This window comes from Vibrio pelagius (assembly GCF_024347575.1).
Lineage (GTDB): Bacteria > Pseudomonadota > Gammaproteobacteria > Enterobacterales > Vibrionaceae > Vibrio > Vibrio pelagius.
Map to the genome: position 1 here is coordinate 2,525,281 of NZ_AP025503.1, position 15,147 is coordinate 2,540,427.

12 protein-coding genes are annotated in these 15,147 nt (G+C 45.5%); 5 read left to right on the plus strand and 7 right to left on the minus strand.

The features are described from left to right. Nucleotides 1–54: 54 nt before the first annotated feature. The gene (locus vsple_RS11025; protein WP_261882026.1) at nucleotides 55–1,743 is read left to right on the plus strand and encodes an AMP-binding protein; all 1,689 of its coding nucleotides are present in this window, start codon (nucleotides 55–57) and stop codon (nucleotides 1,741–1,743) included. Nucleotides 1,744–1,835: 92 nt separating this feature from the next. On the opposite strand, the gene vsple_RS11030 is transcribed toward vsple_RS11025, so the two are convergent. Further along, nucleotides 1,836–2,042, minus strand: a complete 207-nt coding sequence (locus tag vsple_RS11030; RefSeq protein ID WP_261882027.1) for a DUF1127 domain-containing protein — start codon at nucleotides 2,040–2,042, stop codon at nucleotides 1,836–1,838. Nucleotides 2,043–2,159: 117 nt separating this feature from the next. On the opposite strand from vsple_RS11030, the gene vsple_RS11035 reads away from it, so the two are divergent. Together vsple_RS11035 and vsple_RS11040 are read left to right on the plus strand one after the other, a co-directional pair. Continuing rightward, entirely contained in the window at nucleotides 2,160–3,116 is a 957-nt protein-coding gene (locus vsple_RS11035; RefSeq protein WP_261882028.1) for a LysR substrate-binding domain-containing protein, read from the plus strand. Nucleotides 3,117–3,153: 37 nt separating this feature from the next. Beyond that, the gene (locus tag vsple_RS11040; protein ID WP_261882029.1) at nucleotides 3,154–3,366 is read left to right on the plus strand and encodes a VF530 family protein; all 213 of its coding nucleotides are present in this window, start codon (nucleotides 3,154–3,156) and stop codon (nucleotides 3,364–3,366) included. A gap of 229 nt (nucleotides 3,367–3,595) precedes the next feature. On the opposite strand, the gene fusA is transcribed toward vsple_RS11040, so the two are convergent. Next, entirely contained in the window at nucleotides 3,596–5,683 is a 2,088-nt protein-coding gene (fusA, locus tag vsple_RS11045; protein ID WP_261882030.1) for an elongation factor G, read from the minus strand. A 236-nt stretch (nucleotides 5,684–5,919) separates the two neighbouring features. Continuing rightward, nucleotides 5,920–7,299 carry a DNA repair protein RadA gene (gene radA, locus vsple_RS11050; RefSeq protein ID WP_255230010.1) on the minus strand — a complete coding sequence of 460 codons (1,380 nt, stop codon included), beginning with the start codon at nucleotides 7,297–7,299 and terminating at the stop codon, nucleotides 5,920–5,922. Between the two features lie 161 nt (nucleotides 7,300–7,460). Here radA and vsple_RS11055 point away from each other — a divergent pair, with 161 nt between their 5' ends. Further along, the gene (locus tag vsple_RS11055; RefSeq protein WP_261882031.1) at nucleotides 7,461–9,809 is read left to right on the plus strand and encodes a PilZ domain-containing protein; all 2,349 of its coding nucleotides are present in this window, start codon (nucleotides 7,461–7,463) and stop codon (nucleotides 9,807–9,809) included. Nucleotides 9,810–9,889: 80 nt separating this feature from the next. On the opposite strand, the gene serB is transcribed toward vsple_RS11055, so the two are convergent. Continuing rightward, nucleotides 9,890–10,870 carry a phosphoserine phosphatase gene (gene serB, locus vsple_RS11060; RefSeq protein ID WP_255230008.1) on the minus strand — a complete coding sequence of 327 codons (981 nt, stop codon included), beginning with the start codon at nucleotides 10,868–10,870 and terminating at the stop codon, nucleotides 9,890–9,892. Nucleotides 10,871–10,979: 109 nt separating this feature from the next. Here serB and vsple_RS11065 point away from each other — a divergent pair, with 109 nt between their 5' ends. Further along, on the plus strand, nucleotides 10,980–11,594 hold the full coding sequence (locus tag vsple_RS11065; RefSeq protein WP_255230007.1) for a YtjB family periplasmic protein: 615 nt from the start codon (nucleotides 10,980–10,982) through the stop codon (nucleotides 11,592–11,594). Nucleotides 11,595–11,691: 97 nt separating this feature from the next. Here the strand turns inward: vsple_RS11065 and deoD are convergent, their stop codons facing one another. The 3 genes from deoD to deoA all read right to left on the minus strand — a co-directional run bounded on the left by deoD (nucleotide 11,692) and on the right by deoA (nucleotide 15,129). Beyond that, complete coding sequence (gene deoD, locus vsple_RS11070) at nucleotides 11,692–12,411, minus strand: purine-nucleoside phosphorylase (RefSeq protein ID WP_255230006.1); 720 nt, start codon at nucleotides 12,409–12,411, stop codon at nucleotides 11,692–11,694. A gap of 70 nt (nucleotides 12,412–12,481) precedes the next feature. Then, nucleotides 12,482–13,702 (minus strand): phosphopentomutase, encoded by a 1,221-nt coding sequence (locus vsple_RS11075; RefSeq protein WP_255230005.1) that lies wholly within the window; start codon nucleotides 13,700–13,702, stop codon nucleotides 12,482–12,484. Between the two features lie 68 nt (nucleotides 13,703–13,770). After that, nucleotides 13,771–15,129 carry a thymidine phosphorylase gene (deoA, locus tag vsple_RS11080; protein ID WP_032551568.1) on the minus strand — a complete coding sequence of 453 codons (1,359 nt, stop codon included), beginning with the start codon at nucleotides 15,127–15,129 and terminating at the stop codon, nucleotides 13,771–13,773. Between the last annotated feature and the right edge of the window lie 18 nt (nucleotides 15,130–15,147).

Here is a 15,147-nt window from a genome sequence, read left to right on the forward strand (position 1 = left end):
ATGTTTAACATAATTTTAACAATAATAACTTAGCGAAAAACATGGAGTTAGACAATGATTCAGCCTAACGAGTTTAGCCAAGACCAAAACCAAGCTCTCCCTACACCAAATGAAATGATTTTAAAATGGGCAGAGGAGCGCCCAAATGAGGTCTATCTAAAACAGATCATCAACCGTCAGTTTGTCGAGTACACTTATAAAGAGGTGGCAGATAAAGCACTCAAATTGGTTACTGCACTTGAGGAGCTCGGTGCCAAGCCGGGCGATAGAATTGCCCTGGTATCAAAAAACTGTGCCGAGTGGTTCATTACCGATTTAGCCATGATGCTAGGCGATTTTGTCAGTGTTCCGATCTTTCCCACCGCTGGAGCAGACACAATCGCTTACTGCATCGAGCACAGTGAAAGTAAAATCGTTATAGCAGGTAAACTCGATGATCCTGCCGCTACTCAGCAGGTGCTCGATGATAATCCGGACCTGATTAGTATCGCTCTGCCTTATGACACCGCAGCAAAGTGTCAATACGCATTTAATGATCTCATCGACAACAGCACCCCCTCTTCAAAACGCCCAGTGCATCACGACGACAAACTTATGTCACTGGTCTATACATCAGGGACGTCGGGGCAACCAAAGGGCGCGATGTTGACTTATGGCGCTTTCACTTGGTCGGTTCAGCGTCTGATCGACCATATTGGGATTGAGAGAAACGACCGCCTGTTTTCTTATCTACCTTTGGCTCACATTACTGAGCGTGTATACATTTTTGGCTCGTCTATCATGGGTGGCGTACCAACCGCTTTCCCAGAATCACTCGATACTTTCATCGAAGACGTTAAGATGCACAGACCGACTCTATTCATCTCCGTGCCAAGACTCTGGACTCTATTCCAGCAGCGTATTCAAGACAAATTGCCTCAGAAGAAGCTAAATATTCTTCTTAAGATTCCGTTTGTTAACTCACTCATCAAGAAAAAACTGGCTGATGGTCTCGGATTAGATCAAGCCCGCGTTCTCGGATGTGGCTCTGCTCCCGTGTCTCCCGCTCTACTGGATTGGTACGAAAGCGTTGGTCTGCACATCACTGAAGCCTGGGGAATGACAGAATCTTTCGCCTACAGCACTCTTAACTACCCATTCAGAGCGGACAAAATTGGGTCTGTAGGTAATGCGGGACCAGGTGTTGAGCTCAAGATTGCTGAAGATGACGAGATCTTAGTGCGCAGTAAAGGCCTTTTCTCTGGTTACTACAAAAATGATATCGCTACACAAGAGTCATTCAATGAAGAGGGCTGGCTACACACCGGTGATATCGGAGCAATTGATAGCGAAGGTTATCTGACGATCCAAGGTCGTAAAAAAGATACCTTCAAAACCGCGAAAGGGAAGTTTGTTGCTCCTGTACCTATTGAGAAAAAGCTCTTTGAATACAGCCGTGTTGAGATGATGTGTCTAATCGGTCTAGGCTTGCCAGGCCCTATCCTACTGGTTGTTCCTCATGACTTCCCTAACTTCGATCGTGCACGCTATGAGAGAACCACAAAACGAGTGATCGATAAGATGAACGCGCAATTAGGCTCTCATGAAAAGATCAAAGGTGTACTTATGATTAAGGAGCCATGGAGTATTGAAAACGGGATCTTAACTCCAACACTCAAGATCAAACGTCATGTTCTCGAGCAGAAGTACCACGAAATAGGCCACAACTGGCCGAGCGACAAACTTGTCGTTTGGGAAGAGTAATCGGCCCTAAGCCAAACTCTTTTTGATCAAAAGCGCTTTTGAATAGACAAGCGTAACTCAGGTAACCACTTGAGTTACGCTTTCTAACTCCCTTATTCCCAAAACGCTTTCCTCGCCTCTTGCTGTGCTTGGGTCTGCGTTAGCCCAATATCTCTTAATAAATGTTCGGGTAAATCAGCCAAGTGCTTTCTTGTTTTTCTATTTTGTCTAAACTGCTGAACTTTGAAATAGAATTTCTTAATCAAAGAAGTGTTTTTTGAGCACTCATCTAATTCCACTCTAACTGTGCCAGAATTCATAACTTACTCCCTGTGTACTTTTATTCTCTTTGTTTATCTGTTTACATGGCTAATATTCGATCAAAGACAGTCAACCGACAAACGATAGATATTGGCATTCAGTTAAGGAAAACTAATGTGAATGAACGAACTCCTCCTTTTCAAGGCATTTACTACTTCTATATCGCAGCCGACAAAGGCAGCTTTAAGCTCGCAGCAGAAACCTTGTTTGTGACTGCAGCAGCGGTAAGCCAACAGATTAGGCAACTTGAAGACTGGCTCGGAGCCGAACTCTTCATCAGACAACACCGAAAAATTGTACTCACTCATGAGGGAGAGGTTCTGTATCTTCAAGCGAAGAAAGGCTTTGCCCACCTTCAAGACGGCGTAAGAAGAATCAACCAAGATCCCAATCCAAATCAGCTCTCGATTTCTACCGTTCCATCCTTTGCCCAACATTGGTTAGTGCCAAGAATTGGTGATTTCAGAGAAAGGCATCCAGACCTATCCATGCTGATTGAGCCAACCAACAAGCTGATCACCTTTGAGGACTCAAGTATTGATATCTGTATACGCTACGGGCACGGTAACTACCCAAATCTAGAGTCGCGCTGGCTAATGGATGAGGTGTTATACCCTGTTTGCCATCCTCTCTATCAAGAAAAACATGAAATATACAGTGTCGACGACCTGCATAAAGCGGAGCTAATTGAAGACCGATGGCCTGACATGGATTGGTCTATTTGGCTTAATGAAGTGGGCGTTGAAGGTGGTCACACAACATTACAGTTTGACGGTTCTCACTTTGTCCTAGAGGGAGCGCTCTCTGTTCAAGGCGTTGCTTTGGTGAAACACAGTTTGGTGTATCGGTACTTACAAGAAGGCAAACTGGTTCGAATTGGGAATACAGCGCTCAGGCCAAAATACAATTACTTCTTATGTGCCCCATTGGGGTACTTTCATCGCGACAAGATTCAACGTTTCTCTAAATGGATAGAAACGCAGATAAATGAGTTTGGCAACAAAGGAAGAGAAGAGCTCAACATCATTGATACCGACTTCTCATTGAAATGGCCCGGAAACTCGGATGACTAAGCTGCTATACTGACGAAAAATACTTATCGGACGTATCATGACACAAGCAAACAACCCACTACATGGCATTACTTTACAAAAGCTACTCACTGAACTAGTGGACCACTATGGGTGGGAAGAGTTGAGTTACATGGTTAACATTAACTGCTTCAAAAAAGACCCAAGCATCAAGTCGAGCTTAAAGTTTCTGCGCAAAACGGAATGGGCTCGAACTAAAGTAGAGCAAATCTATATCGATTTAAAATGCTAATGTTCACTACCTAAATCACTCTAATTCCCCGTAGTTACTTCGCGGGGATTAACCCCTGTGTCTACTTTTTAGGGGCCACATCAATCTCGCATCTCGCATCTCGCATCTCGCATCTCGCATCTCGCATCTCGCATCTCGCATCTCGCATCTCGCATAATAAACCCCAAAAACAAAAGCCCCGCAAGCTTTCACTTGCGGGGCTTTAAAACTAATTAGATTCTAAAAACAATTACTTGTTTTCTTTGTCTTCTTTAGCTTTTGCGATTACTTCTTCTGCCACGTTAGCTGGACATGGAGAGTACTGTAGGAATTCCATAGAGAATTGACCACGGCCTGAAGTAATAGTACGTAGGTGACCGATGTAACCGAACATTTCTGATAGTGGTACGTCAGCTTTAATACGTACGCCAGTAGCGCCAGCTTGTTGGTCTTTGATCATACCACGACGACGGTTAAGGTCACCGATTACATCACCAACGTGATCTTCTGGAGTGAATACGTCAACGTTCATGATTGGCTCAAGAAGTTGTGCACCCGCTTTAGGCATAGATTGACGGAATGCGCCTTTCGCTGCGATTTCAAATGCGATTGCAGATGAGTCAACTGCGTGGAAGCCACCGTCGAATAGTTCTACTTCAACATCTAGAGTTGGGAAGCCAGCAAGAACACCGTTTTCCATCATAGATTCGAAACCTTTCTCAACTGCAGGCCAGAATTCCTTAGGAACGTTACCACCAACAACAGTTGAAGAGAAAGTGAAGCCAGAACCAGCTTCGCCTGGTTTGATACGGTAATCGATCTTACCGAATTGACCAGAACCACCAGATTGCTTCTTGTGAGTGTAGCTATCTTCAACAGCTTTCGTGATTGTTTCACGGTAAGCTACTTGAGGAGCACCTACTACAAGGTCAACACCGTATGTACGCTTAAGGATATCTACCTTGATGTCTAGGTGAAGTTCACCCATACCTTTCAGGATAGTTTCGCCAGTTTCTTCGTCAGTCTCAACTTGGAAAGATGGATCTTCTGCAACCATTTTACCGATCGCGATACCCATTTTCTCAGAACCGCCTTTATCTTTTGGAGATACAGCGATAGAGATTACTGGTGTTGGGAAGATCATTGGCTCTAGAGTACATTCGTGCTTAACATCACATAGAGTGTGACCAGTTTGAACGTTCTTCATACCAACAACAGCGATGATGTCACCAGCTTGTGCTTCAGTTAGCTCGTTACGCTCATCAGCTTGCATCTCAACCATACGGCCGATACGCTCAGTTTTACCAGTTGCAGAGTTAAGGATTGTATCACCCTTCTTCATGCGACCAGAGTAGATACGGATGAACGTTAGTGCACCGAAACGGTCGTCCATGATCTTAAATGCAAGAGCACGTAGCGGCTCATCAGCAGATACTGTAGCAACTTCACCAGTTGGCTCACCAGTTTCTTTGTCTGTTAGAGGCTGAGGATCAACTTCAGTTGGAGCTGGTAGGTAATCTACTACAGCATCAAGGACAAGTTGCATACCTTTGTTCTTGAATGCAGAACCACAGAACGTAGGGAAGAATGCGATATCACGAGTACCTTTACGGATACAACGCTTGATGTCTTCGATAGAAGGCTCTTCACCTTCCATGTACGCTTCCAGTAGGTCATCGTCTTGCTCTACAGCAGTTTCGATTAGCTCTTCACGGTATTGCTCAACGTCATCAACCATGTCCGCAGGAACATCAGTGATTTCGTAGTTTTCAGGAAGACCTGTGTCATCCCAAACGTATGCTTTACGGCTTAGTAGGTCTACAACACCAACGAATTCATCTTCGCGGCCGATTGGTAGAACCATTACTAGAGGAGTTGCGCCTAGAACGTTCTTAACTTGGTCAACAACGCGGTAGAAGTCAGCACCCATACGGTCTAGTTTGTTAACGAAGATCAGACGAGATACTTCTGATTCGTTAGCGTAGCGCCAGTTAGTTTCTGATTGAGGTTCAACACCACCAGAACCACAGAATACACCGATACCGCCATCAAGTACTTTAAGAGAACGGTATACTTCAACTGTGAAGTCAACGTGTCCAGGAGTATCGATAACGTTTAGACGGTGACCGTTCCAGAAACAGCTTACAGCTGCTGATTGGATAGTAATACCGCGCTCAGCTTCCTGTTCCATGAAGTCAGTCGTTGATTCGCCGTCATGTACTTCACCAGTCTTGTGGATTTGACCAGTTAGCTTAAGGATACGCTCAGTGGTAGTTGTTTTACCCGCATCAACGTGCGCGAAAATACCAATGTTTCTGTATTTCGATAAATCTGCCATTGTCTTACTCTGTTAATAGGATATAAAATGCGCGCAGAGTATATCACAATCTGTGAAGACTGATAGCTTTGCATGCATTTGAGACTAAAAAACTTTTGTCTTTCCACAATCAGAAAGGAAAAGTGCTCTGTAGAAACAACCTAAACGGTTGTCAATTTTAATATTGGGCTCGCAGAAAGACGATTCGCAAACCCAATTTGATTTGCTGCTGTATAGATTAGCCTAACTTAGCTTTATTACAACTCATCAAAAGCACTAATTGCTTCTGACAATTTTTTCACCCCGTGGATTTGCATCCCTGGAATACCACCCTTGGGCATATTGGCCGCCGGCACGATCGCTTTTTTAAAGCCATGCTTGAAGGCTTCGTTTAGACGCTCTTGCCCACTTGGAACCGGCCTAATCTCCCCGGCCAAACCGACTTCACCAAACACGACCACATCTTTAGGCAGTGCTCTGTCTCTAAAACTAGACAACAGTGCCATCACTAATGCTAGGTCAGCACTGGTTTCGGTTACTTTAACACCACCGACGACGTTCACAAACACATCTTGGTCAGCCATTTGCAGTCCGCCATGTTTATGCAGCACGGCGAGTAATAAAGAGAGGCGGTTTTGCTCTAAGCCTACAGCGACACGACGAGGGTTCGCCAACTGTGAATAATCCACCAGCGCTTGAATCTCGACGAGAAGTGGACGCGTACCTTCCCAAACCACCATCACTGAGCTTCCCGAGGTTTCTTCTTCACCACGAGAAAGGAAAATAGCCGAAGGGTTCGAGACTTCTTTAAGCCCCTGCCCCGTCATTGCAAAAACACCAAGCTCATTCACCGCACCAAAACGGTTTTTATGGCTGCGCAGCGTTCTAAAACGACTATCCGTACCGCCATCAAGCAGCACCGAGCAGTCAATAATATGCTCTAGCACTTTAGGGCCTGCCAGCGTGCCATCTTTAGTTACGTGACCAACAAGGAAAATAGCGACATTATTCTGCTTGGCAAAGCGAGTCAGTGCGGTTGCTGACTCACGTACCTGAGCCACACTGCCCGGCGATGACTGAACATCGGCGACATGCATAACTTGAATCGAGTCTATAACCATGATCTTCGGTTGCTCTTTTTCTGCTACCTGACAGATCTTATCGACATTGGTTTCAGACAACATTTTGAGATGATCTTTCGGCAAGCCTAAACGCGAGGCGCGCATCGCCACCTGCTGCAACGATTCCTCACCTGTCACATATAAAGTGGGAAGCTGTGAAGAGAGTAGACACATCGTCTGTAACAGTAGCGTCGACTTACCAGCTCCTGGGTTACCACCGATAAGAATCGCAGCACCAGGAACCACACCGCCGCCAAGAACGCGATCGAGCTCTTTAAAGCCACTACTAAATCTCGGTACTTCTTGCAGATCGATCTCTGAAAGGGTTTGAACACTCGATTCCGTTGCGCTGCCTGCGTAACCGGTGAGTCTCTCATTACGTGCAACTTGAGGTGATGCAGCGAGCCTTACCTCTGTGATTGTGTTCCAAGCTCCGCATGCATTACATTGCCCCTGCCAGCGCGGAAAGTCTGCACCACAGTCATTACATACATAAGCTCGTTTTGCCTTAGCCATAAAACCTCAATAATTTACCTTGTTACACGATGATGTTGTCAAATTACGGTGTTGTTGACCGTGCGGATTAAAATAATCGTTGCAGTCGTACCAGTTATACTTAAAGATCGATTAAAACTAGTCGATAACATAAGTGCACTATCCATTCTAACAATAAAAGTATGCAGCAATCTGAAATTCTATCTATAGCAGAGCGACTCATCCCAGCCTATCACGCTGAGGATTTCGATTTCCTTCTATCACAAATGACAGAGGGTGAATCCCCGTCTCTGAAATTGCTCGTTAAAATGGAACTAAATCGTATCATGGCGCCATGCACCAAGAGTATCGATTTACGAGGCCGTATCGACAATGAGTGTCACCAGTTTACCCTAGACGGACGTAAACACTGGCTTGACGATATCGCGCTCAACGCCTATCAGCGAGGTACTAAAAAGTTTCGCGGCTATACTGAGGGAGTTTGGGAGATGGTGATGTCTCCGCGAACTCAACCCGTCAATAATCAAATCAATACCGCTCAGCAAGAAGATAACGGCATTACCAGTGCCAATAGCCCCTATGAAGCGGAAGCTATTAATCTGGGTTACGATTTGAAACGTCAAGAGAACCGTCTAAAAGTTGCGTCTCAAGTTGAAATAACAACCTCAAAGGGCCAAGTGCTGTATGGTGTGACAGTGGATATATCGCCATCAGGCGGAAAGTTTAAAGTGCCGAGCGCCTTCAAATATAATCTTGGTGAAGTCATTGGCGTCAAATTCACTGAGTTGGTTGAAAAGTCAAAAGAACCTGAAGTTGATAAAACCATTGAGTATCGTATTCTTGGTATCGACGACTCTTTTGAGAACAATGCGGTTAAGTTTTTACGAACAATACGTGTATGTGATAGTAATGTTGTCAGTCGCTTAATCGAAGAGTCATTAAACAGCAACAGCAAGAAGACTCAGCACGAGAACCAAGATCGCATTATTCGCACCCGAACTCGCGGGATCGAGCATACATACCTCAAGCACACCTGTAACCTGCCCCTCTTTTTTAGCGGCAGTGAACTCAAACTGGCTCTGCTGACTGATAACAATCTCCCTCTTTGGCAGTACTGGCATGATGAGCGGAACCAACAAGCTTTAGGGACGCTATTTAATGAACAGCGTATGAGCCAATTAGCTAAGCCTGGTGTAAAAGGGACGAGCAATGTTATCTACTCGTTTACTCACGAGCACCAAAATAAGACGCTGTTCTACTCAATGATGCTGCCAGAGGCAACCAGAGAACAACGTCAGCTGTTCTGGCACATTGGTGCTAAAAGAGTGAGCTGGAAAACCTTTAAATTCTCTGTTTTTGAACTGACCGAAGAAGAACGTAAATCGCTAGCGCAGCACTCGAAAGATCTCGCAAGAAGCTCTGAGCAATTAACACACTGTGGCATCTTGCAAGAGATAGGTGCGGATGACAGTGCAGACGACTACCTACTTACAGAAAAACCACGTATTGCCAGCAGTGAGCTGAATAAGTTCCGCCATGCACGCGCCGTTGTGGGTAATATTCAGAGCATCTACTTTGATTCTCAATCTCGCCGCAAAGAGCCACGCTATCAGTTTAAGTCACCACTGCAGATCACAGCAGGCGATGGTGCAGCAGCTAACGGTCATACTCTGGATCTTTCCAAGCGTGGCTTAAGCGTCGCATTAGAGCAGCCACTGATACTGAAGATCGACGATCCTGTTACCATCAACTTCAATGAGCTTCAACTCTATGATAAGAAGCTGCCTCTGAGTGCAGTACCTTACCGAGTAATCCGCGTTAGCCCAAATGGAAAAAATGTTCAGTTGGCGATCGATGAAACGGGCAAAACCATGCGCACTGTGGCTTTCCTTAATGGTCTCATCGAGCATAACCAAAATAAACTGATCAAAAAGCAAGAGATACTGCCCACTCACTCACTGTTGGAGTCTCTCCATAATGTTTTGTTGAGTAAAATAGTCAGTAATCCGATCTTTATCGATAAGCCAAGCTCAAAGCTACGTTGCAAGATTATTGGGGTTAACTTCCCTCTTAATGGCTACTTAAGCTTATTGGCAAAACTTGGACACAACCATAAGTTATCTTTAGAGCCGATTTTTAAAGGACACAGTAATACCCTGCTAGCAGATCCACTGAAAAAAATAAAAGGGGCAGGTCCGAAGCATCATGATGTGTACGTGGCCGCCATTAAGTTTGGTGACAAGGTTCAGTCGGTACACACTAAGCTAAGTCGAGAGTTCAAATCGGTTAAAGAACGGATTATGTTTATCAAAAAGGCTCAGCACATGGGTGAGCTCTACGTTTTACGAGTATCAACAGCACCGATTTTCGATCCACTGACCAGCCTGTTCCAATCTGATTTAGAGGCGATTGCTCGTATAAGCATGTATCAAGCGAAGAAACTCGAAAATGAAGTGACGGCCTTTATTGGCTACGGCGAAATGTGTGATATCACAGATGAAGTATTAGTCAGACTTGAGCTCACCAAGTAATCCATCTCGCTCAGCTAATCACCAACACCATGAAAAAAGCAGGCTTTGAAACCTGCTTTTTCTATCTATAAACAAGGATACTATGGTTTCACTTGCCAGCTGATTTTTTGATGCTTAGCCAATACACCTGAAAGAATACATAGCACGCCACCCAAACCTGAGTAACGAACAGCCGATTGAGCCTGCTGTTCCACTTTCGGTTTCGCATGATAGGCAATACCCAAGCCTGCCGCTTTCATCATCACTAAGTCGTTGGCACCATCCCCAACAGCCACTGTATTGTGCAGCTCAATCTCATGCTCTTCAGCCAATTCAATAAGAATGTCAGCCTTGGTTTGTGCTGATACAACATCGCCCAACACTTGCCCTGTCAACTTACCATCGACGATTTCCAAGGTGTTAGATTGCGCGTAATCGAGATTTAAGGTGTCTTTAAGATAGTCTGAGAAGTAGGTAAAGCCGCCCGATGCAATGGCCGTTTTCCAACCTAGCTTATTCAGTGTGTTCACTAACTCTACCAAATCTGGCATAAATGGTAGTGTACTGCGCACTTGCTCTAAGATAGCTTCATCGGCATCTTTCAGTGCACCGACGCGCTGACGAAGGCTCTGTTCAAAGTCGAGTTCACCCTGCATTGCGCGCTCTGTAATGTCAGATACCAGTTCACCCACACCCGCCAATTTTGCAATCTCGTCGATGCATTCGATTTGAATCGCCGTGGAGTCCATATCCATCACAATCAAACCCGGCTTCGACAAATCTGGAACCTCACTTAAGCAAGCGTAATCCAGTTTTAATCCTTGTAAGATCTCTTCATGCGCTGGGGTAAGCTGCCCAGACATAAGAGCAACTTCGTATTTGCCTACTTTCCAAGTGTCTAGAATGGTGTTGTAGAAGCCTGTAAAAAAATCGATGTCGTCGAAGGCTTGGGGAGAAAGGTACTCACCAAATACGATCCAGTTTGCCTTTGACTTAGCCAGTTGAGAAGCGAATCGCGTCTCTGGAAGTCGAGTGAGCAGCGTAGTATGCCTTTTGATAGGCAAGAGTTTCTGTGCGTCCATGTGTATGATTCCTAATTAACTTAGCTAGACGTTAACCTATTGCAATTTACATGTGCAAGTCTCAATATACCTTAATCATAACATTTGTTTATTTCAGACGAGATGAATCATGAATGAATCGCTGTTCTCATTACGTAATGCACTGCGTATCTTAGCGCTGATTTTATTAGCCGCTATGTTGGTGGTCACCATCAAAAACACCGTGGTGATCAGTAAAGGCAATGAGAAAATTCAAGCCAAGCAGCTCGAGACTCTAACCAAGGTTCTAATCTCACAAGCATCGCTATCTGCAAGCAAAATGATCATCCAGCAAGATCAAGAGCGCCTGTTAGATCTCGCCAATCAGCTATCTCAAGACCGATTGGTTTTTGATACCACAATCTACAACGCTGAAGGCATTCGTTTGGCATCGAGTGAAAAGGCACTGACGGTCCGTGAAGTACTTGGGTTAGACACACCACTTTCCACGGCCAGTATCGGCAAACAGCAGTTAGTTGAACCTATCTACTCACCAGAAAACACCATCATTGGTTTTATCCGAGTAACGTTTGAGACAGGTCGAGTAACGGCTATCTCAGATCACCATTACCGCAAGAGTGACCGCTATATGATTGGAATGGTAGTGATGGGATTTGTCAGTGGCGTGCTGTTTATTCTGTTGATCCTTAGACGTGGTAAATCCAAATCAGGCGAGAACCTGCTTCTTAAGAATGTTAGCTCTTAGTAAGCAAACGCCAATACAACCACACAATAAAAAGCCCCAAAAGTCGAGACTGTGGGGGCTTTTTTTCATTCAGCTCAAAGCATACTGAGGCTTTCGATTACTCGTCGTCACCCAGTAGAACAGAGTCTAGTGCAATCACCATCATGTCGTTGAAAGTCGTTTGACGCTCATCAGATGTGGTTTGCTCACCTGTTTTAATGTGGTCTGAAACAGTACAGATAGTTAGTGCTTTCGCGCCGTATTCAGCACACACACCGTAGATACCAGCCGCTTCCATCTCAACACCAACGATGCCGTACTTGTCCATCACATCGAACATTTCTGGATCTGGTGTGTAGAACAGCTCAGCTGAGAATAGGTTGCCGACTTTTACGTCAACACCGCGCGCTTTTGCCGCGTCTTCAGCTGCACGAACCATTTTGTAGTCAGCAATGGCAGCAAAGTCATGACCTTTAAAGCGAATACGGTTCACTTTTGAATCTGTACAAGCGCCCATGCCGATAACAACGTCGCGCACTTTAATATCTTCGCTAACCGCACCACAGCTGCCAACACGGATGATTTTCTTCACGCCGAAGTCTTTAATAAGCTCTGTCGCGTAGATAGAGCACGATGGAATGCCCATGCCGTGGCCCATAACAGAGATCTTACGACCTTTGTAAGTACCTGTGTAACCAAACATGTTGCGAACATCACACACCTGAACAACATCATCTAGGAATGTTTCTGCGATGTATTTAGCACGTAGCGGGTCACCCGGCATAAGAACAACGTCTGCGAATGCGCCCATTTCAGCATTAATATGTGGAGTTGCCATTGAAAATATCCTTTATCTCAAAACAAAAAAGAAGAGAGAGGCTACCCTCTCTCCTCAGTATACTTAAAAATTACAAAAAGCTTGTGCCATAACCCATTGGCGACGTACCAAAGTATGTAGCTAGCGTTTGGCCGATATCAGCGAACGTATCACGACGACCTAATGAGCCAGCAGGAACATTCTTACCGTAAACGATCACTGGAATGTGCTCACGAGTGTGGTCAGAACCCGGCCATGTTGGATCACAACCGTGGTCAGCGGTTAGGATCAAGATGTCATCTTCTTGCATCATATCCATCACTTCGTGAATACGACCATCGAAGTACTCAAGCGCCGCCGCGTAACCCGCTACGTCACGACGGTGACCGTAAGCAGAGTCAAAATCTACAAAGTTAGTGAACACAATCGTGTTGTCACCCGCTTCTTTGATTGCGTCTTTAGTGGCTTCAAATAGATCAGGGATACCTGTCGCTTTGGTTTTCTTAGTGATACCACAGCCTGCGTAAATATCAGAGATCTTACCGATTGAGTGAACCTCACCGTTTTTCTCTTCAACCAGTTTTTGCAGGATCGTTGCTGATGGCGGCTCAACAGATAGATCGCGACGGTTACCGGTACGCTCAAACTGACCTTTACCCGCACCAACGAAAGGACGCGCGATAACACGGCCGATGTTGTAATCTTCCAGCTCTTCACGCGCGATCTGACAAAGGTCTAGCAGATTTTGCAGACCAAAGGTCTCTTCATGACATGCGATTTGGAATACTGAATCTGCCGATGTGTAGAAGATGGGTAGACCCGTCTTCATGTGCTCTTCACCTAGATCATCCAGTACTTGAGTACCCGATGCGTGACAGTTACCTAGGAAACCAGATAGACCAGCACGCTCTAGAATGCGATCAGTCAGCTCTTTAGGGAAGCTGTTCTCTTTATCAGTGAAGTAGCCCCAATCGAAAAGAACAGGAACGCCCGCAATTTCCCAGTGACCTGAAGGTGTATCTTTACCAGAAGACAGCTCAGCTGCGTGGCCGTAAGCACCGATGATTTCAGCGTCTGCATCCATACCTGGAGCAAAACGACCTGTTGACTCTTTATGAGCCATCGCAAGACCCAGCTTAGATAGGTTTGGCAGAGTCAGTGGGCCTTTACGGTCAGCGTTATCCGCTAAACCTTTGTCACACTGATCAGCGATGTGACCCATAGTGTCTGAACCTACATCACCAAATTTCTCAGCATCAGCCGTTGCGCCAATACCAAATGAGTCTAAGACTAAAATAAATGCTCTTTTCATTGCTATTTCCTTTAGCCCGCTCATTATCGAATAATGTTGGTGTGAGCAGGCTTTGTGTAATTTTTTAATTAAACGTCTTCTGAACGAATTTGACGGTAAACGTCTGGCGTTGCTGTGTATTCACCACCAACAGTAATCGCATTTTGAAGGGCTGTTGCCGCTTCTTGCCATTGCTCTTCATTACGTGCGTGAATGACCGCAAGAGGCTTGTCTTCGCTTGCTACTTCACCTAGACGGATGAAGTTATCGAAGCCGACTGCGTAGTCGATGCTGTCAGTTGCAACGCGGCGACCGCCACCCATGCCAACAACGGCCATACCGATTGCGCGCGTATCCATTGCTGATACAACGCCACTTTCAAGTGCGTATACTGGCTTGATGATTTCCGCTTTCTCTAGGTAGTTGTCGTAGTTTTCTACGAAGTCAGCTGGACCGCCTAGACCTGCAACCATCTTGCCAAAGCACTCTGCCGCTTTACCGTTATCCAGTACCGCCATTAGCTTCTCACGAGCCTCTTCAGAGTCTTTCGCAAGGTTGCCAAGCACGAGCATTTCAGCACATGAAGCGAGCGTGATTTCGAGAAGACGAGGGTTACGGTATTCACCTGTCAGGAATTGAACCGCTTCACGTACCTCAACGGCATTACCTGCAGAAGAAGCCAGAACTTGGTTCATGTCAGTTAGAATCGCTGTTGTCTTAGTACCTGCACCGTTTGCTACCGCAACGATAGATTTCGCCAACTCTTCAGACGCTTCGTAAGTTGGCATGAACGCGCCAGAACCTACTTTTACATCCATGACTAGAGAATCTAGGCCAGCAGCCAGTTTCTTAGAAAGAATTGAAGCGGTGATTAGCGAGATGTTGTCTACAGTCGCTGTGATATCGCGCGTCGCGTATACGCGCTTGTCCGCAGGAGCTAGATCACCTGTTTGACCGATAATTGCAACACCTGCGTCTTTGGTTACTTCACCAAACACTTCATTTGTCGGTGTGATGTTGTAGCCAGGGATAGACTCAAGTTTATCGAGCGTACCACCTGTGTGGCCAAGACCACGACCAGAGATCATAGGAACGAAACCACCACATGCTGCCACCATTGGGCCAAGCATCAGTGAAGTTACGTCACCTACACCACCTGTAGAGTGTTTATCAACGATAGGACCATCAAAGTTCATGTGGCTCCAATCGATAACCATACCTGAATCACGCATTGCACACGTTAGCGCAATGCGTTCTGGCATTGTCATTTCGTTGAAGAAGATCGCCATTGCAAATGCCGCGATTTGGCCTTCAGAAACCGTGTTCTTAGCAACGCCCTGAATGAAGAAGTTGATCTCTTCTGCAGTTAGCACTTCGCCGTCACGTTTTCTGCGAATAATTTCTTGAGGTAGAAAAGTTGGAGTTTTGGTATTCGATACTTCAGACATTAGATTCCTCCCAACACT